Origin of the sequence: Methylobacter sp. Wu1 (genome assembly GCF_036553575.1) — a bacterium.
GTDB lineage: Bacteria > Pseudomonadota > Gammaproteobacteria > Methylococcales > Methylomonadaceae > Methylobacter.
Genome location: NZ_JAZHOC010000062.1, coordinates 41,453 through 67,941 on the forward strand (window position 1 = coordinate 41,453; position 26,489 = coordinate 67,941).

Sequence of the window (26,489 nt, forward strand, 5' to 3'; positions counted from 1 at the left end):
ACGGCAAAACTGGCATCGGCCGTTTATATGCGGACGTTCAGTATTGGATGCATCTTTGTTTCAGGAATAAAAACAAACATGGCGGTTACACAAAAAAATCGGAAGATTCAGGTCTTTACCTCGCTTGGTGAAGATACCTTACTGTTTTACCAGATGCACGGCCGGGAGGGCTTGAGCGAGCCGTTCGAGTATCGCGTGGATCTGGTCAGCGAAGACCGGGCCATCGACCCCAAAAAAATCCTGGGCGAACCCATCGTCATCAGGCTGCAGCTGGAGACCGGCAACTGGCGTTACTTTCACGGCTATATCAGCCGCTTCGGGCAAGGCAGCGACCTGAATGGCTTGGCCTGTTACCACGTCGCAGTCCAGCCCTGGCTGTGGTTCCTCACCCGCACCTCCAACTGCCGGATCTTCCAGAACCAATCCGTGCCCGAGATTATCAAGCAAGTCTTTCAGGATCACGGCTTCAGTGACTTCAAAGTAAAGTTGAGCGGCAGCTATGCCACGCGCGAATATTGCGTGCAATACCGCGAGACCGACTTCAACTTTGTCAGTCGGCTGATGGAATACGAAGGTATTTACTATTACTTCAGCCATGAAAAGGACAAGCATTACCTGGTCCTGGCCGACTCCGGCAATGCCCATGATCCGTTTCCGGGCTATGACAACATCCCTTACCACGTCGACACCGGCTCGACGGACCGTACCCGCAAGGATCACATTCAGGCCTGGTCCTTCACGCACGAAGTCCAGCCGGGCGCCTATGAACTGACCGATTACGACTTCAAGAAGCCGAAAGCCGACCTGCGGGTCAAAGCCCTGCTCATGGAATCCCATGCCCGGGCCGGCTATGAACTCTTCGATTACCCCGGCCGCTACACGGAAACCGGCGTCGGCGACAACTTCGTCCGCCAGCGCATCGAGGAACAGCATGCCCGCTTCGAACGCGGCGAGGGCAGAGGCAACGCCCGCGGCCTGGCGGTCGGCTGCCGGTTCAAGCTGAAAGAATTTCCGCGCCAGGACCAGAACCGCGAATACCTGGTGATTTCGGCCAATTACCAGCTGCAACTGGATGAATACGGATCCTCCGGAGCCGCTGCCGGCGAAGACAAGCTCTTTGACTGCAGCTTTACCGTCCAGGACAACAAGCGGCCTTACCGCGCCCCTCGCAGCACACCAAAACCCCATGTTCAAGGTGCGCAGACCGCTTTCGTAGTGGGGCCTACCGGCGAAGAAATCTATACCGACCAATACGGCCGGGTGAAGGTCCAGTTCCACTGGGACCGCTACGGCAAGGCCGATGAAAACAGCTCCTGCTGGGTGCGGGTGTCGCAGCCTTGGGCCGGCAAGAGCTGGGGTATGATCGCGCTGCCCCGCATCGGCCAGGAAGTGCTCGTCGACTTCCTGGAAGGCGATCCCGACCAGCCCATCATCAGCGGCCGCGTGTACAACGACGGCTCGATGCCGCCGTACAAACTGCCTGACAACGCCCACATCAGCACGATCAAGACCAACTCCACCAAAGGTGGGGACGGCTTCAACGAACTGCGCTTCGACGACAAAAAAGGCGAGGAACAGGTGTTTATCCATGCCGAGCGCAATCTGGATGTGCGCGTTAAGAACGACAGTCTGGAGTGGATCGGCAACGAGCGGCATCTGATCGTCAAAAAAGACCTGCTGGAGCAAATCGACGGCGACAGGCATTCAACGATCAAAGGCGACAGCAACGCGGCGGTGGTCGGCAGCCTTTCCCTCAAGGTCGATCAGGACATGCAGGAAAAAGTGGGCATGAAGCACGCGCTCGACGCCGGCCAGGAAATCCACTTGAAGGCCGGCATGAACGTCGTCATCGAGGCCGGAGCCAGCATCACCTTGAAAGCCGGCGGCGGCTTCATCGTCGTTGGGCCTTCCGGCGTGACGATCTCCGGCACGCCGGTCCTGATCAACAGCGGCGGTTCGGCCGGATCGGGTTCGGGCTGTGCGCCGGATGCGCCCAAAGCGCCCAAGGAAGCCGACCAGGACAAAGCCGGCCAGGTTAATGAAGCCAAAGCCGCCTCGCGGCCGCCCAAGCCGACCGTCTACGGCCCCTCCGCTCAGGTACTGAAAGAAGCCGCTGAGAGTGGTGCACCGTTCTGTGAAAAGTGCGCGGAAGCGGCCGCTGGCAATAAAGCTTGAGGGCCGCGAACATGACGATCAATCCGCAGAAAGCCGAACTTTTACAGAAAAACCTGGTGCGCCAGCTGTTCGACAGCCCGAACCTGCAGGCCTACGCCATTCTGGACGGCGCCTCCAATCCGGCGCTGCTCGATCATCTGTACGGCGAGCGCCCCGAATTCGCCTGCCTGTACCGCGGCGAACTGGCGCCGGACATCGCCGAATGCGCGCCGTATCTGGCCCGGCTGGAGCCGGGCACGGCGTTTACCGAGTGGGTGACGGGGCAGGGCTGGGGCAGGCACTGGGGCATATTCGCAGTCGCCGATTGTGACTTCCGCACCCTGCACCGGCATTTGCGCAAGCTGAACATGGTCTACGACCGGGAACTCCATAAATCCCTGTTGTTCCGCTATTACGATCCGCGCGTGCTGAGCGCTTTTTTGCCGACCTGTAATGCCGAGCAGAGTGCCGAGTTTTTCGGGCCGGTGAAAACCTGGTTTGCCGAAACAGACGAGGGCAAGAACCTGGCCAGTTTTTTTCGGGACAGACAAAATTTACTCATAGATACGTTAACCTGAACAACTCGGATCATTATGTTCGTCATAACCAAATCACAAAAGCAGCAATTGTCCGACCAGTTTATCGATCGACAGACTGATCGCTATGTTCGAGACGCCGTCGCAGCATGGTTAGCTTTCAAACCGCAGTGGGAAAGTGAATTTCAGGCAGGACATGTTCTGGAATTGGAGCAAATCTACAATATTGCCAATTGGCTGTTTGACTGGGGGCAGTCAAATGGATTTACCCGACAGGCAGCTTATATTGCATTGACCGTCCTGGTTCTCAAAGCAATACATTTAGGTGGAGATGATCGATATATAAACAGAATGTTGGCAACCATTAAAAGCTATGGCGATGAAGAAGAGGAAATAGAGGCCGCTTTGATTTGGCTTGACTATGCCGTGGGATCAAGAATCGGCCTGCCGGCAAAGAATTAATAATCTGGAAGAATCCTTGTCTTGAACGGGTGAATTTAGCTGAGTATAAACAAATTGCCCCAGCGGGTCCAAAAGCTAAAGTCCGGCATTTCTCTGAACCACTATCTTTTAATAATTACAAAAAGCCAGCCAGTGGATGCGGTCATGTGTATGGTAGGCATTAAATAGACGTCAAGGCGGATTAAGTTTTTACCATAAAACCGGCGCCGGCTTGCAGGATGAAACCGAAAATAAAAATACAGCAGGAATTAATTTATGGCTAGATCAAGACGATCAAGACGAAGGCTTCCACAGCCGCTGACGGAAGAAGAGCGGCAGAACCTTCAACCGGTGGCCGTCGAGTGGCAAGAGAGGCTGAGCACTATGACTCCGGCAGAACAGGCAGAAGTTCTGTTAACTGCAAACCGGATTCGTCCAGGCATGATTTCTGATGGCGTTTACCAGCCATGCCCGGACGAAAAGAGACCGAGCAAATTAAACTGTGTCACTGCCACCGTTAAAATGGGCATTAGCGAGGCGGCGAAGCAAAAAATTTTGGACGACGCTCAAGCGGAGACTGGCGTAACTATGCGAGCCGATATTGATAAGCTTTTAGGCTGGGAGGAAAATTATGGCGGCGCTTATGTACCTTGGGCTCCGGCATTCGAGCGAAGAAGTGTTGATCTCGGCACTCGTTCTATTAATGTTTTACAGCCTTCCACAGCGCGTGATAGAGGATCACTCAGTGGTTGGAGGGTTGGTGAATCTTTAAATCGTTCCGGTGTTACGGTGGCTGCGGGGGTCGATCTGGGGCAAAAATCAGAGAGAGAAATTAATGAATTGGTGGATGGGGGTGTTTCAGGCGCCGGGCTATTGGATGCCGAACAAGCTCAGGCGCTTAAGGACAAATTAAAGCCGTACGCGGGCAAAACCCGCGCAGAAGCTTGCCAGTACCTGCGCATGCACCCGCTGACCTTGAGCCAAAACGAAGTGGATACCTTGAATTACAGTTCGATAAAATCGAAGTTGAAAGAGGCGTCGAGGCAATATGATAGGCGGCGCGACTTAGTAAATGGCGTTGCATTCAGCGAACTTGATAGCGTTGAGCAAACAACCGTTTTTTCGAAAGTTTATCATACAGGCCAGATTCAAGAGGAACTGGCTAAGGCAATTTCAATCCGTGACCAGAATGAAATCTTTACTCGACTAAGAGAGAGGGATAGAGAATATCCTTATTTAAGAGCCCATTTCAATGCTGGAAATCTTTTAACAGAGGATACCTTGCTACAGGGAAATAATCCATGAATCCAGGCAAATTTCTTTTTACGTTATTTATTATTTTGTTTCATCTCACCATTCAATCTGCCGAAGCCGGAGAATCTGAAAACATGCTTGAGCCCAAAATTGCCGGTCGTTGGAAAGTGGCCGAAGTCTACATTGTAAAACGCGACAACAAGCTGACGCCATATGACATCACGAACTTGTACTGGAATGATGTTGGGGTTGCTCTTTTACCTATTGGGCTAGAGATCAGCTTCTTCCCGGACCGAGACCCGATCACGGGAGAGGCGCTTTCCATTATGGAAATGCATACCATGGGCGACAAGACCTTGTGCAAACATCAGACTTTCGGGTACAGCCATACCCCTGGGGCTTGCGATCAATTTCCTGAAACCATCAGAAAAGAATTTACTCTGTGGTTTCAGCGCGACCCGAGTTATCTTGAAGAATTCAAGATCGTAGGCGCCAACAAGGATGACATTCTTTACGAAGTGCGCATAGGTAATGACTGGTTCGCCCAGTTCTTCGTATCGCATGATAATCAAACGATGTGGTCCAACCTGACTCTCGAAGAACTTAAAGACGGCAAACGCATGCCCGGAACAGATGCATATGCCGGCTACCAGCGCTGGGTCCGGTTGAAATAGCTGTAGCCAAATACTTTCATTACTCGGCTAAAGTTATATCGGACTTTGACAGCTCCCGTATTGGCATTGCCGAGTACATCAAGCAGTCCTGAATAAATTGATTTCGCCCATGATTTGATAAGCTCGCCTTTAACAAAATCAACCATTTACCGTTTATCCCGAGTTTAAGGAGTCTCTATGCCCCCCGCCGCCCGAATTTCCGATATGCACACTTGCCCGATGGTCACCGGCACCGTTCCGCATGTCGGCGGCCCCATAGCCGCCGGTTGCCCGACTGTGATGATTGGCTATCTGCCGGCCGCCCGCGTCGGCGATACCTGCGTCTGCGTAGGACCGCCCGATAGCATCGCCCAGGGCTCGGCCACCGTCATGATCGGCAATATGCCGGCCGCGCGGATGGGCGATATGACCGCGCACGGCGGCGTGATCGTAGGCGGGAGCCCTACGGTGATCATCGGAGGATAAGCAGAGATGGTGTTCCTGAAGCGAAATCAATTATGCGCCGCACCATCGCTTAGGCTTGTTGCGCTTAAAGGATTGCGCTTTACCACTCTGGCGCGTGATCATCTTACCTTTTCTCGCCAAACCAAACACAGGTTTAGCGCATGATTGTTATCACTCCCAGTCAGATGCAGCAATTCAATACGGATGTAAGGACCCGGTTTGCCGCCAGATTAACCGGGCAATTAAGGCCCGACTATCCGGAATTGTTTCAGATCCTGCCCCAAGGCTTAGCTCAGCGAATGGTGGCTGGCAAGATTGATTATGCTGAAGAACGCTACGAAATTCATTATCAAAATGCGCTGACAATCTACCTGCATTACTGCTGCGCCATTGGTCCATCCTTCGATTTGCAGCCTGAAATTCAGGCGGTGCTGGATGATTTGTCATTGTACCCGGACGATATTCCTGATCTGCTGCCTGACCTGATTAGCGACGCAGCATGGGCAGATGCGGCTCGGGAAGCAAATCGGCGCGACTGGTTTACCTCGGACCCTGCGCGGTTGTCCGACGAAGTGGCCGCACGCACCTGCTGGGCCATGGCGGCATTAGCCGCGCAACAATCCAGGCCCCAGGCCCCTCCTGATGAAATGGCATTGAATACCTTTATTGGGCAGTCCATGCAGATGGCGCGTCGACATCGGATCGTTGATGCTGCGGGTATGACGGCGTTTGCCGTATGTCAGAGTTTGTTGGGAAAAGACTTTTATCTAATGCATGCCAAACCCTGGCTGGCCCCTGTTTTCAATGATCCCGCCATTCTGCCAACACTGCGCGGCGCCACGCTGGCGGGTTGCGTCGAGCTGGAATGGGGGGTCGAACTTTGAATAACCAAGCAATCATGGAAGGAATATCATGACAAGTGACAACCCGGCAGTAAATTTTGTCGAATACATGAAAGGGGTTGGCGATTCAGCCGTCAACATTGCTGAAGAAAGCGCTTATGGAGTCTATGACTTCGGGCAGGTGGCTGTAGGCGGCGCTAAAATTGCCGCCAAGGAAGGCTTATCAGCCATAGGCGCAAATGAAGCCGCCGCCAAAATTATGATCGAGGATATCGAGCCCTTGAGCGCTCTGGGTAAGGCGGCCGCCCAAGGTGGTTATGAAGGCTTGGGAGATGCGGTTAAAAGCATGCCTGGCAATATGGCTCATGCGGTGGCTGACGCTGTCCGGAAGGGTGACATGCGGGCCTTGGGCGGTTCGGTGACGGATGCCGTGTTGATGGCTGAGGGTGCTCGAGCGGGCGTAGTGGGGGCTGCTAAAAGTGCAGGTAAAGCCGGCGCAGCTTTGAAGCCTGCTGTCAATGCCGCGGCTGAAGCAGCAACAGAGGCCGCTGGCAAAGCCAAAGCTGCCCTTGGCAAGGCCAAATCATTGGGTAACCCGGAAAATGCCAACAGTGCTGTGGCCACATGTGCCAAGAAAAATAATGTCGAGTCTCGGAAAGCTAATGAGCAGGCCAGAACTCCGAGACCTTCGCCAGACGAAATAAACCTTGCTAAATCTCCTGGTAACTCAGATGCGCATATAGCAGCACGAAATAAAGTTGCGAAAGATTTTTTAGAAAAAAATGGGTATAGCAAAGAGCAAATAAAAGAGGCGCTAGGTAGTTCAGATGGTTTAATAGTTGGCGGAGTAGATTTGAGTAAGCCTGTTGGAATCATGTCATTTCCGCCGCCAGAATCTATGTCGCAATACGTCAAATCACATGGTTATCCTGGAAATTGGTTTGACCCCAAAGGTTTTCAAACACCTGACTCATTGGGCATTAGCGGAGAGGGACGAAAACTTGTTTCTTTCAAAATGCCCGAAGGACAAGGTTTATTGTCATATTCCAAGCCAATAATTGATACTTGGACTAATCCAGCAAATCCAATAAAAACAAGTGGTGGTGGGCAGCAACTTTTTGTTAGTGATTCAATTAAAAATCAAGTTATTTCTATCAATAAAATAGGTGGTTAATTGTGGATTACAAAGAACTTTCATTTCGTGCGGAGTTGGCTATTGATAAATTGGATAATTTTATCCGCAAAGTCGGCTCTACTGCCTCCTTAGAGTCGATTAGGCAACAAATGATTTTTATACGAGACAAGGCGCATCAAGGAAAAAACCCATTAGATGAATTAGAAAGTTCTAGATATTTCACATACAGAATTTTAGCTTCTAAAGAATTTGCTAGCCCGGAGGAATTAGAAATCAAAAAATATATAGATCACGTATCCAATATTTTAGATCCAGACTGACTGGTTTCATTATAGTTAACCGAATCCTGCAGTGATCTAATTTCAACGGACACCGACGTGCGCGAAGAAAAACGGTGTGTATTGATAAGAGGGCGCTCCAGATAACATATAGGCCTGTAGATGAGGACTAAATGGAAATACGGTCTCAGAAGCATCGGGTTTGCCTTTGACCCGGCGGGTGTCCACCCCAACACGTTGGAAAAGGCCTGATGTTAGCCGCGGCCAGGCCAGTCAGCTGATGCAGAATTATTACGCCAAGGGCGAGCTGCTCACCACCCTGCAGGATGCCACGGTACAGCGTACCGTCATGGTGGCGGGTGTTTATGCGGGCGGCGCACCCGCCGCGCTGGGCATGGCCGCAACCAGTGGTCGCGCTCTGAAAGAGAATGGTACGCTGACCTATGGCGCCGCCGGCCCTATGTATGAAGTGCCCGCGCTTGCCAATGCCCATGAAGTGGCGCAAGCCACTGCAAAAGGAGAAGGCATTCAGGGCATGAGCCCGGGGATGCTTGATCCACTGCCCCTGCGCAAGATTGAACTACATGACATGGACTATGCCATCGCCGGCATGGAACAACAAAAAGCGGACGATTTGGCCGTTATTGACAGGAGCCTGAACCAATGAATTTCAAACACGCAATCTCCCGGCTGTGCCTGCTGGTTTTAACCCTGCTCGGTATCGGTTGCTCCCAAGGAAACAACATGAATGACATAGACTACAGCAAAGATTTTTCCAACCCCGCTGAAATTGAATTGATCAAGGCCGTCATGAACGGTGACGCCAGTACGGTCAGGCGGCTTGCGGCATCAGGCGTTAACTTGAGTGCTGTCGGCAAATATGAAAACACACCGCTGCGCACTGCACTGGAATGTCGACAGAAAGAAATTGTTGCTTTGTTATTGCAACTGGGCGTGGATCCCAACTTTACTACTCCCGGCAAGGCAGTTTCAGCTATCGTAGCTTTGGAAATCGAAGATCCTGATTATCTGAATATGTTATTGGCGCATGGACTGGATCCAAATCTCAAGGAAGATGGAGAACCGCTAGTTTTCGCGGCTATCCGTGAAGGCCAGTGGTCGCATTTCAAAACCCTGATCAACAAGGGCGCGGATATTCAATCCAGGAGCAGCAACAATTCGACACTTGTTCTGGATCTTGTTAGCGTATCGCAATACGATTTAGCCAAAGCGTTAATGCTTCATGGGGCGGATTTTACATCACCAGATAACACGGGTCTGACCGTTCTCGAAAGATTGGTCAACGATCAGACCCGCCTGTGCGCGGACCCCCGTCATCCCGCCTGTCTAAAACGCGCAGAATTGCTGCAGATGCTGAAGGAACGGGGCGTTGACGTCCCTCCCGGCTTGCCCGGCATGTCATAGATCCTTCAGCCTTGGCATAGTTTGGGTCTGAATGATAGTTTTCTCTTTTGCCTGTCAGTAAAGGGTTAAAGCTCTTGTTGGGGATTCCGGGAAGATATCCAATAAGAGCTTTCTTAATTTACAGCCTCATTGCAATTCTGAAAATCTTTTAACCGAGGATAGTTTACTACAGGGAAATAACCTATGAGTCCAGGCAAATTACCTTTTATATTATTGATTGTCTTGTCCCACTTCACCATTCAAATTGTCGAAGCCGGGGAATCTGAAAACATGCTTGAGCCCAAAATTGCCGGTCGTTGGAAAGTGGCCGAAGTCTATATTGTAAAACGCGATAACAAACTGACGCCCTATGACATCAAAAATCTGTACTGGAATGATGTAGATACTGCACTTTTACCTATCGGACTGGAAGTCAGCTTCTTCCCGGACCGGGACCCGATCACGGGAGAGGCGCTTTCCATTATGGAAATGCATACTATGGGCGACAAGACCTTATGTAAACATCAGACTTTTGGGTACAGCCATACCCCTGGGGCTTGCGATCAATTTCCTGAAACCATCAGAAAAGAATTCAACCTGTGGTTTGAGCGCGAACCGGATTCTCTTGAAGAATTCAAAATCGTAGGCGCTAGTAAAGATGACATCCTTTACCAAGTGCGCATAGGTAATGACTGGTTCGCCCAGTTCTTCGTGTCACATGATAATCAAACGATGTGGTCCAACCTGACTCTCGAAGAACTTAAAGATGGCAAACGCATGCCCGGATCAGATGCATATGCTGGCTATCAGCGCTGGGTCCGGTTGAAATAGCTGTAGCCAAATACTTTCGTTACTCGGCTAAAGTTATATCGGACTTTGACAGCTCCCGTATTGGCATTGCCGAGTACATCAAGCAGTCCTGAATAAATTGATTTCGCCCATGATTTGATAAGCTCGCCTTTAACAAAGTCAACCCTTTACCGTTTATCCCGAGTTTAAGGAGTCTCCATGCCCCCCGCCGCCCGAATTTCCGATATGCACACCTGCCCGATGGTCACCGGCACCGTTCCGCATGTCGGCGGCCCCATAGCCGCCGGTTGCCCGACGGTCATGATCGGCTACTTGCCGGCCGCCCGTGTCGGCGATACCTGCGTCTGCCTGGGACCGCCCGACACGATCGCCCAAGGCTCGGCCACCGTCATGATCGGCAATATGCCCGCTGCGCGGATGGGCGATATGACCGCGCATGGCGGCGTGATCGTAGGAGGGTGTCCTACGGTGATCATTGGGGCATAGGCTTGATAACCAACAGTTTTGACGAATTTATCAATGAAAAGCTTCGCCGTTCGAAATCAATATTGGTCGGAATACGCTGAAACTTGTTAAGCAAAACGGATGCCCGAGAAAAAGATTCTGAATTAGCCGATAAAGCGACAACTAAAATGTGAATTAAGAGCTAATTCGTAAAAAATTCCAGAAAAACAGAGCCGCCGCAAGTTTGCCGAAAACATGCCCCATCAGTCCATTGTAAGAACGCACTTTACTGGTGCATTCAATGCCTGTTTTTGCTTCAATCCAGGCAAATAAGGCTTCAATCCGTTGCCGAACGCGAGAAACCGCAGTGGGCAGCCATTGATCCAGGGGTTCCAGATAGCGTTGCCCTTATTGTTTTTTAACCGGCGTCAGGATAGTCAGGTTCTGGGTTTGTCTGATGGCTTCGGCATCGGGCCGCTGATAAGCTTTATCGCCATACAGTTCATTGTTGTGCAAGTACGGCCGAATCTGATCAAATACCTTGCCATCATGGTCACTGGCGCCCGCCACACCGATATGCTCAGGTATTGGCAACGAGCCTGATTGGCGGCGCCCTATGACATGCACCCGAACGCCATAATAATGCAGCTTCTTTGTTGAGCAGTAGCCTGAGTCAGCCAACGCTTTCGCTATACAAGCTTCAAACCGGCGACCTGGCTTGGCCAAGGCCACCGGGAAGGAGTCAATCAGCCATACTTGCCCTGGATTCTTGGCCTCTTGTTCTTGCTGAATCAGTGCCAATAAGGGCGCAAACACATCGGCCACCCGATTCAAGCGCTGCACATACGTCACATAACTGGATAATCTGGGGAATCAGGCGCGTAAATGCCGATCCGCATAGGTTTGTTTTATCTCCGGATGCTTCGGCTTTTTAAAGCTTCATAGTTTACACTGCCTGTCAAGGCATAACATATATTGAATTCAAGTGTCTAAAATTTAAAAAAGATTCCATGGATAATTCTCTAATTTTTCGAAAACAAGCCATTACAGCTATTCTTCTTTTGAGCTCTTTTGCGCTTTCACCTGTTTTTGCACTTTCTATCGAGCATCCTGCTGAGGAAAAAGCTAAAACGAGGGTTGAGGACCTTCGTCAGATCTTGCAAAATAATTCGCTCCAAATTCCAGCTGATCATAAATCTATTTATGGAGTCACTGGCGATCTCAATTTCGATGGGAAAGAAGATGTAGTGATTGTTTCTAAGAAGGGGGATGTCTGTTTTTTACTGATTTATTTTCAAGAAAATAAAGACAGGAGTTTCCGAAAGGTTTTTGAAAAGTCAGACCTCCCTGAGTCAATCGAACCCTTCTTGGGCCCCCTCGGTTTTACGGGAATCCCTGAGATATCTAATAATGTACTTAAAATTAGCTTTGAATTTTCAGGGGGCAGTGGAGCGACTTTCTATGAGTATAAAGCCAGATGGGATAAAAAGGATACTTTTCGTCTGATTGGCTATACATATCATCAAATCGGTTGTACCGTTGGTGAGGAAACCCAATGTATCGGCGAAAAAACTGATATCAATTTTTCAACTCGGAAAATGATTCGCAACAAGAAGACTTGCCAGTTTCCTGCTAATTATGTTATTCCAACGCTGACTGAAGTATCAGGTCAGCTTGATGAACCTGAATGTGAATTAATAAAAAAATAAGACGATTTATGGTGGTCCTGGACCAGGCCGGTTGTTCTTCGCTACGTTTCCTGATTGCGGTCGTTGCGGGTGTATGCGCGAGCTTCCAGAGACTATGGGTCTGGTAGACAACATTTTCAATGAGTTTTTAATGAACAACTCCATGGTTGACTTTGAATATCCTTGTTACATTTTTATTATTAACTGCTAATCTTGTCCAGGCAGAGGTCACTGCGCCATCGTTCAACTGTAAAAAGGCAACAACAGCGGTTGAAAAAACAATTTGCGCCAACGACACGCTAGCTCGACTAGATCGCAAGCTGGGCGAAACATGGAAAAGTTTTATCGACGCGTCTAATCATGTGCCTTTAAATCCCGTTTGCGCCAGGATCAGGCCCTATGGGTCAAATCGCGCGATAAATGTCAAAACGATGTCGATTGTATTACAAACGCTTACCAGCAACGTCTCGCCGCATTCGGTGCAGATAAAAAGCTATCGGTGTTTGCCGGCCAATACGAAAAAAAGGATATCGGCATAATGACCGTTTATCCGGCAGAAAATAAAAATTATCTGATAGCTATACAGACAGCCGACCCAGAACAAGGCGCTTGGACTTGTGAGATTACGGGCACCGCGACTGAAAACGGCAATCAATTACTAGTAACTGTCGGCAGCGACCATTTTACAGCGCGATTAACAGATGCAGATGCCATCACTATCGATCCGAATACGGAGGCCTTTAAGGCAGCAGAAAATAATTGTGGCCTAAATGGTGGTTTTTTCTATACCTACCACAAAATTTAATGACAAGTAGCTGGTTTTGTTGACATTTCACCGCAGCCAAACAGCATGGGTGGAGAATTTCGCAGGGTTTATTGGAAAGATGCTTTATCATAATTCATTTCCGTTGCTCATCAATCTCTGCACGCACAATCATGCCAATCAAAAACAGACAAATGCCGGTTTCCGGCATGGCCGAGAATAGTCTTGAACAGCAGGCGCTGTTCCAGGCAAATGCCGGTAAATACAAAAAAGCGATTGAGCTGTACACACATTTATTGCAGAGCGCCGACAACAGCGAGTGGCGTCGGCAATTGGCTTATTGTTACCTGCAAAGTGCCCTGGCGTTTGCTGCAAAGGGTCAGCACAAGAAAGCGCTGGCTTTGTGGGAAAACTACAGCCAATATGCCCAGCCGCCTTATGAGAAATATGATCACTACATTACTTGGCTGATTAAAACCAAAGACTCAGCCCGGGTTCAGTCATGTCTGGCGCAGTTATCCGTTCGGCAATTGGATAAAGACTATCCCGAACTGGCCGCCTTGCTGGGCTTGCTGATTATTACCGATCACCCTGAATTTCAGAAGGTTTTGCCGCAAGACTCCGACTTTATCACGCATTCAGCGAGCGCGCAGACGGCTTTGCAGGCCTATCAGGAAAACAACCTGAGCGGCATGGATGAAGCGCTAAAATATCTGCCTTACCGTTCGGCATTCCGGGATTTCCGCACATTGCTAAAAGCGGCGGTTACAGTATCCGTTTCGCCTGCGGAAGCGCAGGCATTGCTGGCCAAAATCCCGGACCACTCGCCCTATGCGCAAGCCGCCGGCCTGCTGCTGACCTGTACCCGAAAAGGCTCGGCGTTGGCCCGGGAGATGGCAAGGCTCAATCCTCAGCAACGTGAGCTTGTCGGGGAAATAGCAGGACTGAAGCAAGAGCAGCGCGAGCTTATCGGGCAATTAAGCGGGCAAAAAAATGACGGGTCAGACCAGATGAAATTTGATCTGGCTCTTCACTACCGATCGCTCTGCGGTTCGGAACTGGCGCAGCGCTTCTGTCTCGCCATGCTGGTCCGGCATCCATCCGGTCAACAGGACTTCAACAGCGCCTTCGGCCCGATCGGTGAATTTGAACAAAACCGGCTAATGGCGCTGGCCTGCGAGCGTGAAGACAACAGCTACGATGCCGAATATCATTGGCGGCAATGCATGGAAGTCCTGGCAAGGGAAGGCGCCGGCAATGCCTTGAAAATAGCGTTGATTTTGCGTCATCTTGCGGAAAATCAGCCGGATGCCGAGGAAAAAATCCAGTTGCTGATTGAAAGCCTGGAGCATGATCCTGACGATCAAGGCAGCTATCTGCAGATCCTTGGCTACTACAGTCAATTCCCGGACACAGCCGGCACCTTTAAACAATGGCTGGGCAAAACCCTCGCCCGCTTCCCGCAGGACCTTGACGTGCTGACTCTGGCGCTTCAGGCGGCCGTGCGCGATAAGGCCCATGAAGAAGCTGGTCAATACGCACAGAAAATACTGACCATCGATCCGCTCAATACGGTTGCCAAACAAGCGCTGTTTTCGAGCCATTTAGCGCATGCGCGCAATCTGCTGCAGAGCAGGGCATATCCGTCGGTTGAAAATGAAATTCAGCAAGCGGAAAGCCTGAAATTGGGTAAAAGTTATATCTTTCAGGCTCAGCTCATGCGGGGGCTTTTGGTTTTTGCGAGCCAGGATAAAATACAGGGTCTGCAACACATAAACGAGGCGCTGAGCCAGCTCAATACGGACCCGGTCAATATGCATTTTCAGGCCGCCATGGAAGCGCTTTTAACGGGCCTGCCTGTCGCGACGCTTCTGAGGGAGTTGCCGCCCGCGAAGGATTATTTACTATCGGCGCAGGAACTGGCCCGGTTGATCGATCGGCTAAAGCGGTACGATCAGGAATCCGGCACACAGGAGCAACTGCACAAGGCGCTGGAGAAAATCAAGGCCGCCCTGAAAAAATCGCTGCAGCAGCAGGATTATGCTGAAAGCCTGCTGCTGGCGTTATGCGAGACGCTGGACGGCATTAAGCACTTCGAATTGTTGCGCCATTGCTCGAAACGGGCGCAGTCCAGCTGGCAAAAGCCTATCTGGATCTATTACGGGATTTATTCCGAGACCGACGGCGACCCCGAACGCTGCTCCTTTATTGACCGATTGCGCCTGGAGGACAATCGCGAAAAAGCCAGGCTGGAAAAGGATCATCGCGTCGCAATGCTGATCGGCCATTATCTTGATGGCTATCGCCAAGCGCATCCGGTGAAAGCGATGCGCTTTCTCGACAATCTGTTTTCTTCGGCTGAACAGAATAATCCGGAAGATCCGTTTGAAAAGCTCTTCGGCCATTTGTCTTACGAGACATTCCACAAGCTCAATAAAAAGCTGGCATCCTTATCCAAGAAAACATCGCCGGAACGGCTTGTTCAAGAGCTGAACAGTGCGAATGGCGACAAAGTTCTGCAAGCTATCATGAAAAATCCTGATCTATTCACGGCGCTGATGGTAGTGAAAGCGGCAGATGCTTTAGGCATCGCCATCAATGTCAGCGTAGAGGATGTCCTGGCGTGCTTCAATGTAAGCAAAAAATCCGGCTTTTCTCTTTTTAATCTCGGTAAATCATTATGAAAACTCCTTACGAGTTGCTGGAGGTTGCACCTGATGCAACCGATGCTGAAATCAAGCAGGCTTATTTAGAGAAAGTTAAAGACAATCCGCCTGATCGCGATCAGGAACGGTTCCAACTGATACATAACGCCTATCTGTCGGTTAAGGACCATAAAAGCCGGCTGAGCCAAGCCTTATTCGATGTCCCGGCCGCTGACTTCGATGAACTGCTCGATCAGGCCCTGCATGTAACGCAAGCCCCATTGGTCAGGCCGGAATATTTTAAACAACTGCTGCGCGCAGGCCTTGATGAGACAATGCGCCTTGACGCCAAACCTCATGCCGGAAAATCATGACCACAGACGCACAGAAAAACGAATTGCTCGAAGACTTCCGCAATTATCTGGAACAGAGCCGGCTTGAATCGTTTACTGCACAGGAGCAGCCCGACCTGCACACCTTGTTGAGCGAAATGGCGGGCTTGAAAACGGAAGTCAAGGCCGAATCCAGGCAGTTTAAAAGCACGCTGGATACGCTCAGCTCGGCGCTGGCCGCCGTGCAGGAGGATAACAAAACCCTGGCGGCGGAACTTGCCGCGCATGCCGAACGAATGGAGCAACAGCAGCGTCAAATCATGCGTGCCGTACTGCTGGATATCGTCGAAATCTATGACCGGCTGGCCGCAGGGCTGGAAGCCTTGCAGAACTACCGGCCGGTCTCGTCGCTGTTCAAGCGTTCCAGAGACCAGGACGTGCGGTTCATCAGGCACTTCAAGGAAGGGCAGACGATGACGGTCAGGCGCTTCGAGCAGCTTCTGCAACAGTATCAGGTTCGGCCGATAGATTGTGTTGGCCAGTTATTCGATCCTGTTACCATGAGTGCGATTGAAACAGGCCATGACCCAAAGCTCGAAAACGGCATCGTGCTGGAGGAGCTGCGGAAAGGTTTTCTGCTCCAGGATCAGGTTCTGCGGCTGGCGGAAGTTAAAGTCAATAAAAATCAACGCTAGGGAACACTTATGAAAGACATCATTATTGGCATCGATTTAGGCACTACCAATTCGGAAGTTGCGGTTGTCGAGCAAGGGAAGGTCAGGGTTATCGCCGGCGACGGCAAAACAATCCTGCCTTCATTTGTCGGCATCGATGACCACGGCAACATTCTGGTCGGTGAAACGGCGAAGAACCAATACCTGGTTTACCCGGAACGCACCGTTAAATCCATCAAGCGCCTGATGGGGCAAGACAGCCGGGTGGAATTGGCGGGACAGCCCTATGCGCCGCAGGAAATTTCCGCGATCATTCTCAAACGCCTGAAAGCCATTGCCGAAAAGCACCTCGGGCAACCGGTCGGCAAGGCCGTCATCACCGTACCGGCTTATTTTTCCGATGCCCAGCGGCAAGCCACGCGCGAGGCCGGCGAAATTGCAGGGCTGGAAGTCGTGCGCATGATCAACGAACCCACTGCGGCGGCGCTGGCTTACGGCGCCAGCCAGTCCGAAGCCAAGCGCATGCTGGTGTATGACCTGGGCGGCGGCACGTTTGACGTGTCCGTGGTCAACATTCAGTCCGGCGTCGTCGAAGTGCTGTCCAGCCACGGCGACAATCACCTGGGCGGCGATGACTTTGACCAGAAAATCATAGAACACCTGCTCAAGCATCTGCAGAAAACCAGCCATGTAGACGCCCGCAGCCACAGCAAAGCCATGGCTCGCATCGCCCGGGCTGCGGAAAATGCAAAAATCCACCTCTCCGATCAGCCTTACGCCAAGATTGAGGAGGAGTATCTGCTGGAGCACGATGGCTCGCCGGTCCATTTGTCGGTTGAGCTGTCCCGGATGGAATACGAGGCGATGATCGAGGACTATGTCAACGCCACGCTGGATGCCGTGCACATCGCCTTGAAAGGGGCAAAACTGACCGCATCGGATATCGATGAAGTCATTCTGGTCGGCGGTTCCACCCGTACCCCTTGTGTGCGGGAGCGCCTGTTCAGTGAATTCGGTTTCGAACCCCACGGCGAAGTCGACCCTGATTTATGCGTGGCCATGGGCGCAGCCATTCAGGCGGCCATGATCATCGGCGAGCAAGTGGACACGGTGCTGGTCGACGTAACTCCGTACACCTACGGCACCAGCGCCATAGGCATGCTGAACGGCGAGTTTTACCCTTTCATGTTCGTGCCGGTCATTCACAAGAACAGCGTGCTGCCGAACCGCAAAACCGAGGCCTTCATGACCAACTATGATGGTCAGGAATTCGTTGAAGTCGCTATTTATCAAGGCGAAGATCCCGATGCCTTAAACAATACCCTCATAGGTGAGTTTCGGGTTGAAGGCCTGCAAAATGTGGCAGCCGGCAACGTGATAACGCTGACCCTGGATCTGGACCTCAACGGCATTCTGCACGTTTCGGCGCAGGAAAAAGCCACCGGCCTGGAAAAATCAATCGTCATTAAAAATGCGCTGTCGCGTTTTGAAAGCACAACGCTCGATACCGCCAGGCAGCGCATCACGTCGTTATTCGGGCAATTGGAACACAATCCTGACGAATTGGGCGAACCGGTACCTTTCGAAGAGCCGGCCGCGCCGGAAATCGAAGCCGCGCGCAGCGTGATGGCAAAAGCCGAAAGCTTGTTTGAGCGCGTCTCCGAGACGGATAAAGAAGACATGGTCGATTTGATCGGCACTATAACGGCGTGCATCAAGGCCAAGGATATCGAAGGCCTGAAAGAGCCGGTCGATCAATTGAACGACATTATCTACTATCTGGAATCCTGATGGAGCGCTGTCCATGCTGCAATGCCCGCCTAGGCGGTGCGGCGCGATGCTCCCGGTGTCAGGCTGATTTAAGCAGCATGATAGCGGCCGAGCAATCCGCCCGGTTCTGGCTGTCCAAAGCGATACAGCACTGGCAGGACAAGGAAGCCGGGCAAAGCGCCAGCGCTGTGGTGCTTTCGCTGCGCCTTAAAAAAACCGGGCTGGCGCTTGTCTTCCGTGATTTCTTGATTCGCCAGCAATGCCGGGAAATTTTGGCGTTGCTGGCGCAAAAACAGCTGCTGCCTGCGAAACAACGGCTCTACAGCGTGCGCAATTTGTTTCCTGACAGCCAGTTGTTGCAGCAATTGAACTCATTCGCTGATCATTTATTGGTAAGGGATCAATAACAGGACTTACGCAAGCCTGTGGGGGCGACTTTAGTCGCCCCCACAGGTTTTAAAACCGCTTGTTTCAGCAGTTGAACAGGCAAAATGCGTAATTCCTGATAGTTTTTCAGAGACGCCATCTTCCAGTGCTGGAGGCGTATGTCATCTACAAGGTCTCGTATACTATTTCTTCCGGCACCGGAACTTGATGTCCTTTGCCATACATGCACTGGATATAGCCGATGTCATAACCTTGCTGGCCTTCCTCTTTAGAGTCGGGTTCTTTTTGCGGCGCCATGATCAGTTCATTGGCGTACTGTCTGCACGCCGCATCATCAGTATGGAATTGGTTAAAGTCTTTGTCGTCGCCTGGCAGCACCAATACGCTGGGGCCTGTCGGCATTGTCGAGCATGAGCTGAGTATAAAGATGAACATTAAGAATTTGAAAGTCCGCAACATTTTTTAATCCCTCCGTTAAGGAACGATCTTTTTCCAGGGAATGGGCACTTCCTTACTTGGGAAGCGTATATTTTGAGCATGGGATTAATTAAATTAGAGCCATCGTATTAGGCATGTGTTTGCACATTGATCTTAATATCAGCGCCGCCTCAGGCCGCCAAAGCCCCCGCCGCTGAATCCTCTGCTGCGGCCGCTGCCCCAGCTGCGGCCGTAGCCTCCATTATAGCGGTTTCCCCAGCCGTAATTTCTGGGGCCATATTGATAGTATCGATATGGCTTGTGGCCGTAATAATAAGGACGATAGCCATAAGGGCGATACCCATAATAACCATACGGGCGGTAACGGTAATAGCTATAAGACCCTAAACCCAAGCCAAAACCGTAATAAGGCCCATCTCCGCCGTAAAATCCTACCTGCCCATAAGGTTGAGCATAGAAAGCGCAGCTTTGAATCATAAAGGCAAGCCCAATTATGGCCAACGAAGATATAACTCGCTTTTTCATAATTGCCTCCCTTTGCGGGCAAGTATTTACTGAATTAAATGAAGTTCGGGTGTTTTTGCTGTGCCGCCGCCTGTGTCCATAGAAGGCTCATTCAGCGTTCTTTGTTACATTCTTCCGGTATTCTTCCGGTATGGAATCATATACATCGGTAAAGTGAATCACGCCTTCTGCATCGGTATAGCGGTAGATCACCCTATTGCCTGGCGTCTGGTCAACGAGAGTTTCCGGGCTTGGATTAACATTTAATCCAAGCTTGGCCTTGATATCACCGAAAAGCTTCAGCGCCTGATCCTTTTTGAGGGCGATTTTCTTTTGATCGCTGGCGACGGAAATTCCCTTCTCGATATCATTTAGCGCGACCGGAGTGATCGGGCGCTCCGAAACCCACCCATTTGAAGGTTTTATGCCCAGATTGCTTAATAGTTCTTCGGCTTTTGTTCCGCCAGAAATAGGGCCAAGCTTTAACGCTTCAGCAAGTTGAACGGCGAAAGTACCTTCAGGAACTTGCGTTTGCTCTGCCGATGGCCAGCTGGCGCCATCCTGGCGGGTTGAAGGCGCTGGAAACGGCTCGACAAGCTCTTCGCCTTGTCCATAAGAGGCTGTCAAAGGCAGACACAAGGCAGCGAGAAGAACGCTTAGGCCGCGAATGAAGTGCCATTTAAAGCCATGTGCGAACATGATTGACACACCTTTCCGGAAATAAAATTTTCGACTATGCGATCGGATGGTTGTTCAATGGCTTTCAGTCGGGAATCCGTACAGTTGGCGCATAATCTATCTCGGATCGGAATTTCTTGCCGGCATTTTTCAGAAGTTCGCAACACACTCTCAAAAAGTCACTATTTAATTTAACTCGACATCAAATTGAACCTTTAGTGTTTTTAAGGGATCAACTATTGAGTATTTGAACTGACAAAAACTCCAATTAAGTGATTCTTAGCTCGAAATTTATCTTTTATGAGGAGGCATTTATGAAAATAAGCAGCAATATAGCGATACTAATAGCAGGTTCTTTAGCTGCCACTACACCTTTATTTGCGAAGAATGGGCTTGATGATGGAATTAGTTCATCGAGCGCATCGGGTACAAATGGCACATCAGGCACAAGCGGCCTATCAGGTACAAATGGCACATCAGGTACAAGCGGCCTGTCAGGTACGAATGGCACTTCAGGTACAAACGGCGCATCAGGCGACATTGATCCCAGGAAAAAAGTTGTAGCCGGTTTTAGTGATAAATTATTGGTCATACCTTGTGTTGATGTGAGAAATTCCCCATTCGATGGACGTTACAACGTATTGATGAGCTTGGCCGGCGACGGCAGCGGCTTTGACTGGAAGCTTAAACGCGCTGAACGCACAACGGATCCGATCTGTGAAAATCCGTTTGATGATGATATCAATACCGACGATGTGCTGGCTGCCATCGGCATGCCGAGCGTTTCGGTGTTCAAAGGCGAGGATGGAGCTGGCAAAATATTGGAAGTCACGATAGATTATGACCTGCGCAAGAAAGTGAGGGTTAGTTTTGACGATAGCCTGCTGGTGATTCCTTGCGTCGACGTGCAACAGACAATCTTCGCCGGACATTACAATGTCGTGATGGAAAAAAATCCGAATAATGTCGAGGAGTGGAAAGTCAGGGAGGCTAAACCTACTACAACTTGCGATGGAACATCGGCCGGAGAAATTAATCTGGAAATTAAGCTTGATGATGTTTTACACAGTATCAATATGGCAAAATAATTTTATAAATCTGTAAAGATCTCGTCATCCGTACCTATCCTTGAGATTGAAAACACGGATGACGCATTTTCTCGCGTTCGAGAGCATTGTAAACAGCACGGATAGAGGTCGCTGTCGAATCGCCCAACAATCGCCGGATTTGTTCACTATGGGCAAAAGCAAACGCAAAAAACAATTCAATTTCCAGAAAGAATTGCCGGTGAATATCTGCCGCTTCAGTTTTATCGACGGCGCGTCGATCGAAATAATTGGCAACGTCAATGAATTTTATCGGGTGCAGTTTATTGACACAGCAAACGATGAAGTCGTGCATCAGGGCGTAATACAGAATAACCAATGGATTCGCACAGCGCGAAGCTATTTTACGAAATGGAAAATCAATATTTTCAGAAAATCCGATAATGCCCAGGTATTCAGTCATGTTTATGATTGTAAAGACAAGAGAGTCTATATTGCCTTGGAATCCAAAGCGCTGGGCGATACGCTGGCCTGGCTGCATTCAGTAGAGGAATTCAGGGAAAAACATGCGTGCCAAATGGTCTGTTCGACCTTTATGAACGATTTGTTTGCGGAAAAATATCCTGAAATTGAATTCGTTGAACCCGGCGTAGTCGTGAGTGACTTGTATGCCATGTATCGTCTCGGATGGTTTTATGATGCCGATGGGAATATCGATTACAACAAGAATGTCAGAAACTTTCGTGAACAACCTTTGGGCGAAACGGCTTCCGACATTCTCGGCCTGGATTATTCAGGCAACCGGCCTCGCATCAAGGAGGTGGATTTGCCTCGGCCCGTGGATCAGGACTATGTCTGCATTGCCGTTCATTCCACAGCCCAGGCCAAGTACTGGAATAATAGGACGGGATGGGAAAAAACCGTCCGGTTTCTGAATGATAGCGGCTATCAGGTCGTGCTTCTGTCGAAAGAGGGGCATGAGCACATGAACAATAAAGCGCCGGATGGAATTATTTATATTCCGGAAGGTCCTCTCGAACAGATTATCAATTATCTGAGGCATGCAAAGCTGTTTATAGGAATCGGCAGCGGGCTAAGCTGGCTGTCCTGGGCTGTCGGATGTCCGACTTGTCTGATTAGCGGATTTTCATATCCTTATTCCGAAATGAAAGACTGCATCAGGATTTCCCCGGATGAGCCGGTATGCAGCGGATGTTTCAACAGGTATAGACTCGATCCCGGCGACTGGAACTGGTGCCCAGACCATAAAAATACGGTCAGAGCATTCGAATGTACAAAAAGCATCACTGCGGAACAGGTTATATCGGCTCTTCAAAAAGCCGGCCATGCGCTCAGGCCAAACGGGTACAATACCGTTTGAGGAATAGTCTGAACCGATCTGATTTGTAGAAATTATTCATCCCCTGTTCATCGGATGAGGTTAGGGTTTAGTTATTTTTTAAGCTTCATGGATAATCAGGATGAAAAAAATATTGCTGCTGTTTGGTTTTTTAGCTGTTGCCGGCGCGGCCGAGGCAGGCTTCAGATGTGGAAATCTGCTAGTTGAGACCGGTGATCATGAATCGAAGGTTTTTGAAAGATGCGGTGAACCCGAATATATGGAAGAACGAATAGGGTATCGTGGGCAGCGTTTACGGCATCCTGGTGGATTGGATATTGAAGGTTATGAACAAGTTATCATTCATGAATGGATTTACAATTTCGGGCCAAGCCGGCTTAGGGAACGGTTAATATTTGAAAATGGTATACTGGTAGAAATTGATGACCTTGAGCATGGCTATTGAAAAATAAGTGATCGCACCAGTTATAAACTTTCCTAAAATACTAATCGCCATTTCATGCTGCCTGCATTTATCGGCATGCACCGAGTTTAAGGAAGCGGGCAGAACCATAGGACACACTACGCGCGATGTCACCCGAGAGATCGGTCATGGCACGCGCGATGCGGCCAAATCGATCGGCAGAGGCACTAAAAGAGTAGTCAAATCAGTGACCGCAGAGGGGGAATAAATTCCTTGCAGACATTCATCAGGCTGGATGTAAATTGTCGATAGGTTTAATATCTTCGATTTAGTTAAAACATTTTCGGATTAAACTGATAAATGCCGCTATTGAATGATAGAAATGCAAGGATGGCAAAACTGATGGCTTATGGCTTAGCTATGTTGCTGAGTTTTTTTAGTAGCCAGATTTGTGCCGAGCCCCATGATTATCAGATTGAATTGATAGTTTTTGCTCAGAATATGCCTAATACCGAAGTATTTGAGCAAACAGAGAGCCAAATTGAATGGCCGGCCGACCTGACTGAATTGTCAGCTTATAAAAAAGCCGATACGCTATCGCTTGACGATGCTTATGCGGCCTTATCGAAAGATCCCGTTTATACACCCGTTATGCATGTCGCCTGGCTTCAGACCGTCGCGGAAGGCGCATCGGGCAGTCCTGTTCATATCCAGAGCGCTGAAGGTGTCTTGAACGGCTTTGTTCACATCCAGCGCGGCCAGACGCTGCAGTTGGTTGTCGACCTGGAATACAAACCCGCTCAGATTAACAATGAAGCGCTTGTTTACCGCCTGAATGAAAACAGGCGCATTAAACTGAACGAGGTTCATTATCTGGATCATCCCAAATTCGGCGTTGTCGCCAAAGTAAGCCAGCTATAGATGATGCAGGGCACAAGTGAAGCATTTCTGCAGCAGGCCGTCCGGCATGCGGTTGATATCCGCACACCCTTGAAGATTGTCGGCGGCAACAGCAAGGCTTTTCTCGGCAGGGAAGCGGCTGGGTTGCTGTTAAATACCCTGCAGCATCAGGGCATCGTCAATTATCATCCTTCCGAGCTGATCATTATCGCCCGCGCCGGCACACCCTTATCGGAGATAGAACAAACCCTGGCAGAACAAGGCCAAATGCTGGCGTTTGAACCGCCGCATTTCTCGGGCCAGGCAACTTTGGGCGGGACACTCGCTTGCGGACTGTCCGGGCCGAGGCGTCCTTTTACCGGAGCGGCACGGGATTTCGTCCTGGGCTGCAAGCTCATCAACGGCAAGGCGGAAATCGTATCGTTCGGCGGCGAGGTCATGAAGAATGTGGCCGGTTACGATGTATCGCGCCTGATGGTCGGCGCCATGGGCACGCTGGGCGTGTTGTTGGAAGTTTCCCTGAAAGTGCTGCCGTTGCCTGCGCTTGAACAGACGCTCTGCTTCGAGCTGGGTATTGTCGCTGCGATCAGTAAAATGACGGAACTGGCTTCGCAATCGCTGCCGGTTTCCGGCTTAAGTTACTATGACGGTATTTTATATGTCAGGTTATCCGGCGGCGAAAAAGCCGTCAAAGCGTCCGCCGGTAAACTGGGCGGCAATAAGGCTATGACTGATCATTCGTTTTGGCCGCGTTTAAACGAGCAGCGCCTTGATTTCTTTCAAGGCGACATGAACTTATGGCGCATCGTCGTGCCTCCCGCCGCCGCAGAACTGGAGCTGGCCGGCGCCTGGCTTTATGATTGGGGCGGCGGTCAGCGCTGGTTGAAGTCGGAAGAGCCGGCGCAACGCGTTTTCTCGGCTGCTGAAAACGCGCAGGGGCACGCGGTTTTGTTCCGAAGCAAGGACCGTACCGGCGATGTCTTTCAGCCGTTAAGCGGCAAGCTGCAAGAGCTCAACCGGAACATAAAGCAGGCGTTCGACCCCTCAGGCATCTTCAATCCGAACAGAATGTACAGGGATTGGTAAATGCAGACTAACCTGGCCGAATTCGTCAAGAAAAAGCCCGAGCACGACGAGCTGGAGGGGATCTTGCGCGCCTGCGTGCATTGTGGTTTTTGTAATGCAACCTGTCCGACTTATCAATTATTAGGCGATGAGCTCGACGGCCCGCGCGGGCGGATTTATCTGTTAAAACAGATGCTGGAAGGCGAGCCCGTCACGCGCATAACGCAACAGCATCTGGACCGCTGCCTGAGTTGCCGGTCCTGTGAGACGACCTGTCCTTCAGGCGTTCGCTATGGACGCTTGCTTGATCTGGGACGGGTTATGCTGGATGAGCGGGTAGGGCGCGCAGCCGGGCAAAAAATACTGCGGGGATTGATCAAGGCGGCTTTGCCTTATCGGAACCGTTTCGGCGCTTTGCTGCATGGCGTTCGGCTGATCAGGCCGGTTTTACCGCAAACATTAAAAAATAAAATTCCAGACAGAACAAAAGTTCTTGGTTGGCCTGAAGCGGTTCATATCCGAAAAATGCTGATCATGCCGGGCTGTGTGCAGCAAGCGCTGGCGCCGTCAATTGATGCGGCAACAGCCAAGGTTCTGGATAAGTTGGGTATTTCATTGATTCAAGTGAAGGCAGCCGGTTGCTGCGGCGCTCTGGATTACCATTTGTCTGATCATGAAAAAGCGCTGGCGTTTGCGCGCAGTAACATCGATGCCTGTTGGCCTTATATTGAGCAGGGCGCTGAAGCCATTGTCATGACGGCGAGCGGTTGCGGCGTCATGGTGAAAGATTACAGCGAGTTATTAAGGCATGATCACGATTACGCCGGAAAAGCAATGCGATTTTCGGCACTGGTCAAGGACGTCAGCGTCGTGCTAATGTCGGAAGACCTGTCCCAATTTAAAGGCGATGGCAGAAAGGTCGCCTTTCAATCGCCTTGCACGCTACAACACGGGCAAAAAATAACCGGAACTGTGGAGGCGATACTCGAAAAAGCCGGTTATCGGCTGGCGGCCGTCGCCGATGCGCATCTTTGCTGTGGTTCTGCGGGCGTTTATTCCTTGCTGGAGCCGGCTTTATCGAGGCAATTATTGCGCAATAAACTGCAGGCGCTTCAGGCGAATGAGCCTGATCTCATTGTGACGGCCAACATAGGCTGCCTGAACCATCTGCAATCGGCTGGCTCCGGAAAGGTGTTGCATTGGATTGAATTGTTGCTTTGCTAAATAGTCTTAAAAGGTAATTGAATCCGGAGCGATGATTGGTCATGGTACGAGTTTCTTGTTTAAACGCTATTCAGGGTATAATGTCTGCTTTTCGTTAAGCTCTTGTTAATGTTCAAGGGTTTTTTTATTATCGGGCGCATGAATCGCCGTTTCATCGCAAAATAAAGCCGGGTTGATTCCGGGCTTTTTATTTCCG

The 26,489-nt window shown here is 50.4% G+C and carries 31 protein-coding genes; 27 read left to right on the top strand and 4 right to left on the bottom strand.

From position 1 onward, the window contains the following. The first annotated feature begins 78 nt into the window (after positions 1-78). The 13 genes from tssI (at position 79) to V2P20_RS12955 (ending at position 10,458) form a co-directional block, all read left to right on the top strand. On the top strand, positions 79-2,175 hold the full coding sequence (gene tssI, locus V2P20_RS12895; protein ID WP_331818932.1) for a type VI secretion system tip protein TssI/VgrG: 2,097 nt from the start codon (positions 79-81) through the stop codon (positions 2,173-2,175). A gap of 11 nt (positions 2,176-2,186) precedes the next feature. After that, positions 2,187-2,732 carry a DUF4123 domain-containing protein gene (locus V2P20_RS12900; RefSeq protein WP_331818934.1) on the top strand — a complete coding sequence of 182 codons (546 nt, stop codon included), beginning with the start codon at positions 2,187-2,189 and terminating at the stop codon, positions 2,730-2,732. A 15-nt stretch (positions 2,733-2,747) separates the two neighbouring features. Further along, positions 2,748-3,152 (top strand): hypothetical protein, encoded by a 405-nt coding sequence (locus tag V2P20_RS12905; protein ID WP_331818935.1) that lies wholly within the window; start codon positions 2,748-2,750, stop codon positions 3,150-3,152. 255 nt (positions 3,153-3,407) lie between these two features. Further along, the gene (locus V2P20_RS12910) at positions 3,408-4,436 is read left to right on the top strand and encodes a pesticin C-terminus-like muramidase (RefSeq protein WP_331818937.1); all 1,029 of its coding nucleotides are present in this window, start codon (positions 3,408-3,410) and stop codon (positions 4,434-4,436) included. Further along, positions 4,433-5,059, top strand: a complete 627-nt coding sequence (locus tag V2P20_RS12915) for a hypothetical protein (RefSeq protein WP_194970120.1) — start codon at positions 4,433-4,435, stop codon at positions 5,057-5,059. Before V2P20_RS12910 ends, V2P20_RS12915 begins: the two co-directional genes overlap by 4 nt. Before the next feature lie 177 nt (positions 5,060-5,236). Next, positions 5,237-5,524: a PAAR domain-containing protein gene (locus V2P20_RS12920; RefSeq protein ID WP_331818939.1), complete on the top strand. Its 288-nt coding sequence runs from the start codon at positions 5,237-5,239 to the stop codon at positions 5,522-5,524. A gap of 140 nt (positions 5,525-5,664) precedes the next feature. Further along, the gene (locus tag V2P20_RS12925; RefSeq protein WP_331818941.1) at positions 5,665-6,387 is read left to right on the top strand and encodes a hypothetical protein; all 723 of its coding nucleotides are present in this window, start codon (positions 5,665-5,667) and stop codon (positions 6,385-6,387) included. A 28-nt stretch (positions 6,388-6,415) separates the two neighbouring features. Beyond that, on the top strand, positions 6,416-7,519 hold the full coding sequence (locus tag V2P20_RS12930) for a hypothetical protein (RefSeq protein ID WP_331818943.1): 1,104 nt from the start codon (positions 6,416-6,418) through the stop codon (positions 7,517-7,519). A gap of 2 nt (positions 7,520-7,521) precedes the next feature. After that, positions 7,522-7,800, top strand: coding sequence for a hypothetical protein (locus tag V2P20_RS12935; protein WP_331818945.1), 279 nt, complete (start codon positions 7,522-7,524; stop codon positions 7,798-7,800). 238 nt (positions 7,801-8,038) lie between these two features. Next, a complete protein-coding gene (locus V2P20_RS12940; protein ID WP_331818946.1) occupies positions 8,039-8,425 on the top strand; it encodes a hypothetical protein in 387 nt (128 codons plus the stop codon). Then, positions 8,422-9,183 (top strand): ankyrin repeat domain-containing protein, encoded by a 762-nt coding sequence (locus V2P20_RS12945; protein WP_331818948.1) that lies wholly within the window; start codon positions 8,422-8,424, stop codon positions 9,181-9,183. Before V2P20_RS12940 ends, V2P20_RS12945 begins: the two co-directional genes overlap by 4 nt. Positions 9,184-9,366: 183 nt before the next feature. Next, entirely contained in the window at positions 9,367-9,993 is a 627-nt protein-coding gene (locus V2P20_RS12950) for a hypothetical protein (protein WP_331818950.1), read from the top strand. A gap of 177 nt (positions 9,994-10,170) precedes the next feature. Further along, positions 10,171-10,458 (top strand): PAAR domain-containing protein, encoded by a 288-nt coding sequence (locus V2P20_RS12955; RefSeq protein ID WP_331818952.1) that lies wholly within the window; start codon positions 10,171-10,173, stop codon positions 10,456-10,458. Between the two features lie 366 nt (positions 10,459-10,824). On the opposite strand, the gene V2P20_RS12960 is transcribed toward V2P20_RS12955, so the two are convergent. Continuing rightward, the gene (locus V2P20_RS12960; protein WP_331818954.1) at positions 10,825-11,259 is read right to left on the bottom strand and encodes a transposase; all 435 of its coding nucleotides are present in this window, start codon (positions 11,257-11,259) and stop codon (positions 10,825-10,827) included. 167 nt (positions 11,260-11,426) lie between these two features. Here V2P20_RS12960 and V2P20_RS12965 point away from each other — a divergent pair, with 167 nt between their 5' ends. The 7 genes from V2P20_RS12965 (at position 11,427) to V2P20_RS12995 (ending at position 18,695) form a co-directional block, all read left to right on the top strand. Then, positions 11,427-12,125 (top strand): hypothetical protein, encoded by a 699-nt coding sequence (locus V2P20_RS12965; RefSeq protein ID WP_331818956.1) that lies wholly within the window; start codon positions 11,427-11,429, stop codon positions 12,123-12,125. 358 nt (positions 12,126-12,483) lie between these two features. Then, complete coding sequence (locus V2P20_RS12970; protein WP_331818958.1) at positions 12,484-12,909, top strand: hypothetical protein; 426 nt, start codon at positions 12,484-12,486, stop codon at positions 12,907-12,909. Positions 12,910-13,040: 131 nt separating this feature from the next. After that, positions 13,041-15,551 carry a hypothetical protein gene (locus V2P20_RS12975; RefSeq protein WP_331818960.1) on the top strand — a complete coding sequence of 837 codons (2,511 nt, stop codon included), beginning with the start codon at positions 13,041-13,043 and terminating at the stop codon, positions 15,549-15,551. Next, entirely contained in the window at positions 15,548-15,886 is a 339-nt protein-coding gene (locus V2P20_RS12980; protein ID WP_331818966.1) for a DnaJ domain-containing protein, read from the top strand. Before V2P20_RS12975 ends, V2P20_RS12980 begins: the two co-directional genes overlap by 4 nt. After that, positions 15,883-16,539 carry a nucleotide exchange factor GrpE gene (grpE, locus tag V2P20_RS12985; RefSeq protein ID WP_331818967.1) on the top strand — a complete coding sequence of 219 codons (657 nt, stop codon included), beginning with the start codon at positions 15,883-15,885 and terminating at the stop codon, positions 16,537-16,539. Before V2P20_RS12980 ends, grpE begins: the two co-directional genes overlap by 4 nt. 9 nt (positions 16,540-16,548) lie before the next feature. Continuing rightward, the gene (locus tag V2P20_RS12990) at positions 16,549-18,309 is read left to right on the top strand and encodes an Hsp70 family protein (protein WP_331818968.1); all 1,761 of its coding nucleotides are present in this window, start codon (positions 16,549-16,551) and stop codon (positions 18,307-18,309) included. Further along, the gene (locus V2P20_RS12995; protein WP_331818970.1) at positions 18,309-18,695 is read left to right on the top strand and encodes a hypothetical protein; all 387 of its coding nucleotides are present in this window, start codon (positions 18,309-18,311) and stop codon (positions 18,693-18,695) included. The genes V2P20_RS12990 and V2P20_RS12995 overlap by 1 nt, the downstream gene beginning before the upstream one ends. Positions 18,696-18,840: 145 nt before the next feature. On the opposite strand, the gene V2P20_RS13000 is transcribed toward V2P20_RS12995, so the two are convergent. From V2P20_RS13000 to V2P20_RS13010, 3 genes are all read right to left on the bottom strand, one after another. Continuing rightward, positions 18,841-19,110 carry a hypothetical protein gene (locus V2P20_RS13000; RefSeq protein WP_331818972.1) on the bottom strand — a complete coding sequence of 90 codons (270 nt, stop codon included), beginning with the start codon at positions 19,108-19,110 and terminating at the stop codon, positions 18,841-18,843. Between the two features lie 162 nt (positions 19,111-19,272). Further along, complete coding sequence (locus V2P20_RS13005) at positions 19,273-19,638, bottom strand: hypothetical protein (protein ID WP_331818973.1); 366 nt, start codon at positions 19,636-19,638, stop codon at positions 19,273-19,275. An 87-nt stretch (positions 19,639-19,725) separates the two neighbouring features. After that, on the bottom strand, positions 19,726-20,316 hold the full coding sequence (locus tag V2P20_RS13010; RefSeq protein ID WP_331818974.1) for a hypothetical protein: 591 nt from the start codon (positions 20,314-20,316) through the stop codon (positions 19,726-19,728). A gap of 293 nt (positions 20,317-20,609) precedes the next feature. Here V2P20_RS13010 and V2P20_RS13015 point away from each other — a divergent pair, with 293 nt between their 5' ends. The 7 genes from V2P20_RS13015 (at position 20,610) to glcF (ending at position 26,293) form a co-directional block, all read left to right on the top strand. Next, positions 20,610-21,383, top strand: coding sequence for a hypothetical protein (locus tag V2P20_RS13015; RefSeq protein ID WP_331818975.1), 774 nt, complete (start codon positions 20,610-20,612; stop codon positions 21,381-21,383). A gap of 148 nt (positions 21,384-21,531) precedes the next feature. Then, the gene (locus V2P20_RS13020; RefSeq protein ID WP_331818976.1) at positions 21,532-22,722 is read left to right on the top strand and encodes an autotransporter strand-loop-strand O-heptosyltransferase; all 1,191 of its coding nucleotides are present in this window, start codon (positions 21,532-21,534) and stop codon (positions 22,720-22,722) included. Positions 22,723-22,822: 100 nt separating this feature from the next. Further along, a complete protein-coding gene (locus tag V2P20_RS13025; RefSeq protein ID WP_331818977.1) occupies positions 22,823-23,146 on the top strand; it encodes a DUF2845 domain-containing protein in 324 nt (107 codons plus the stop codon). 7 nt (positions 23,147-23,153) lie between these two features. Further along, positions 23,154-23,372: a hypothetical protein gene (locus V2P20_RS13030; RefSeq protein WP_331818978.1), complete on the top strand. Its 219-nt coding sequence runs from the start codon at positions 23,154-23,156 to the stop codon at positions 23,370-23,372. A gap of 233 nt (positions 23,373-23,605) precedes the next feature. Continuing rightward, positions 23,606-24,025 (top strand): CsiV family protein, encoded by a 420-nt coding sequence (locus tag V2P20_RS13035; RefSeq protein ID WP_331818979.1) that lies wholly within the window; start codon positions 23,606-23,608, stop codon positions 24,023-24,025. Beyond that, complete coding sequence (gene glcE / locus V2P20_RS13040) at positions 24,026-25,090, top strand: glycolate oxidase subunit GlcE (RefSeq protein ID WP_331818981.1); 1,065 nt, start codon at positions 24,026-24,028, stop codon at positions 25,088-25,090. After that, positions 25,091-26,293 carry a glycolate oxidase subunit GlcF gene (glcF, locus tag V2P20_RS13045; RefSeq protein WP_331818983.1) on the top strand — a complete coding sequence of 401 codons (1,203 nt, stop codon included), beginning with the start codon at positions 25,091-25,093 and terminating at the stop codon, positions 26,291-26,293. The last annotated feature ends 196 nt before the right edge of the window (positions 26,294-26,489 follow it).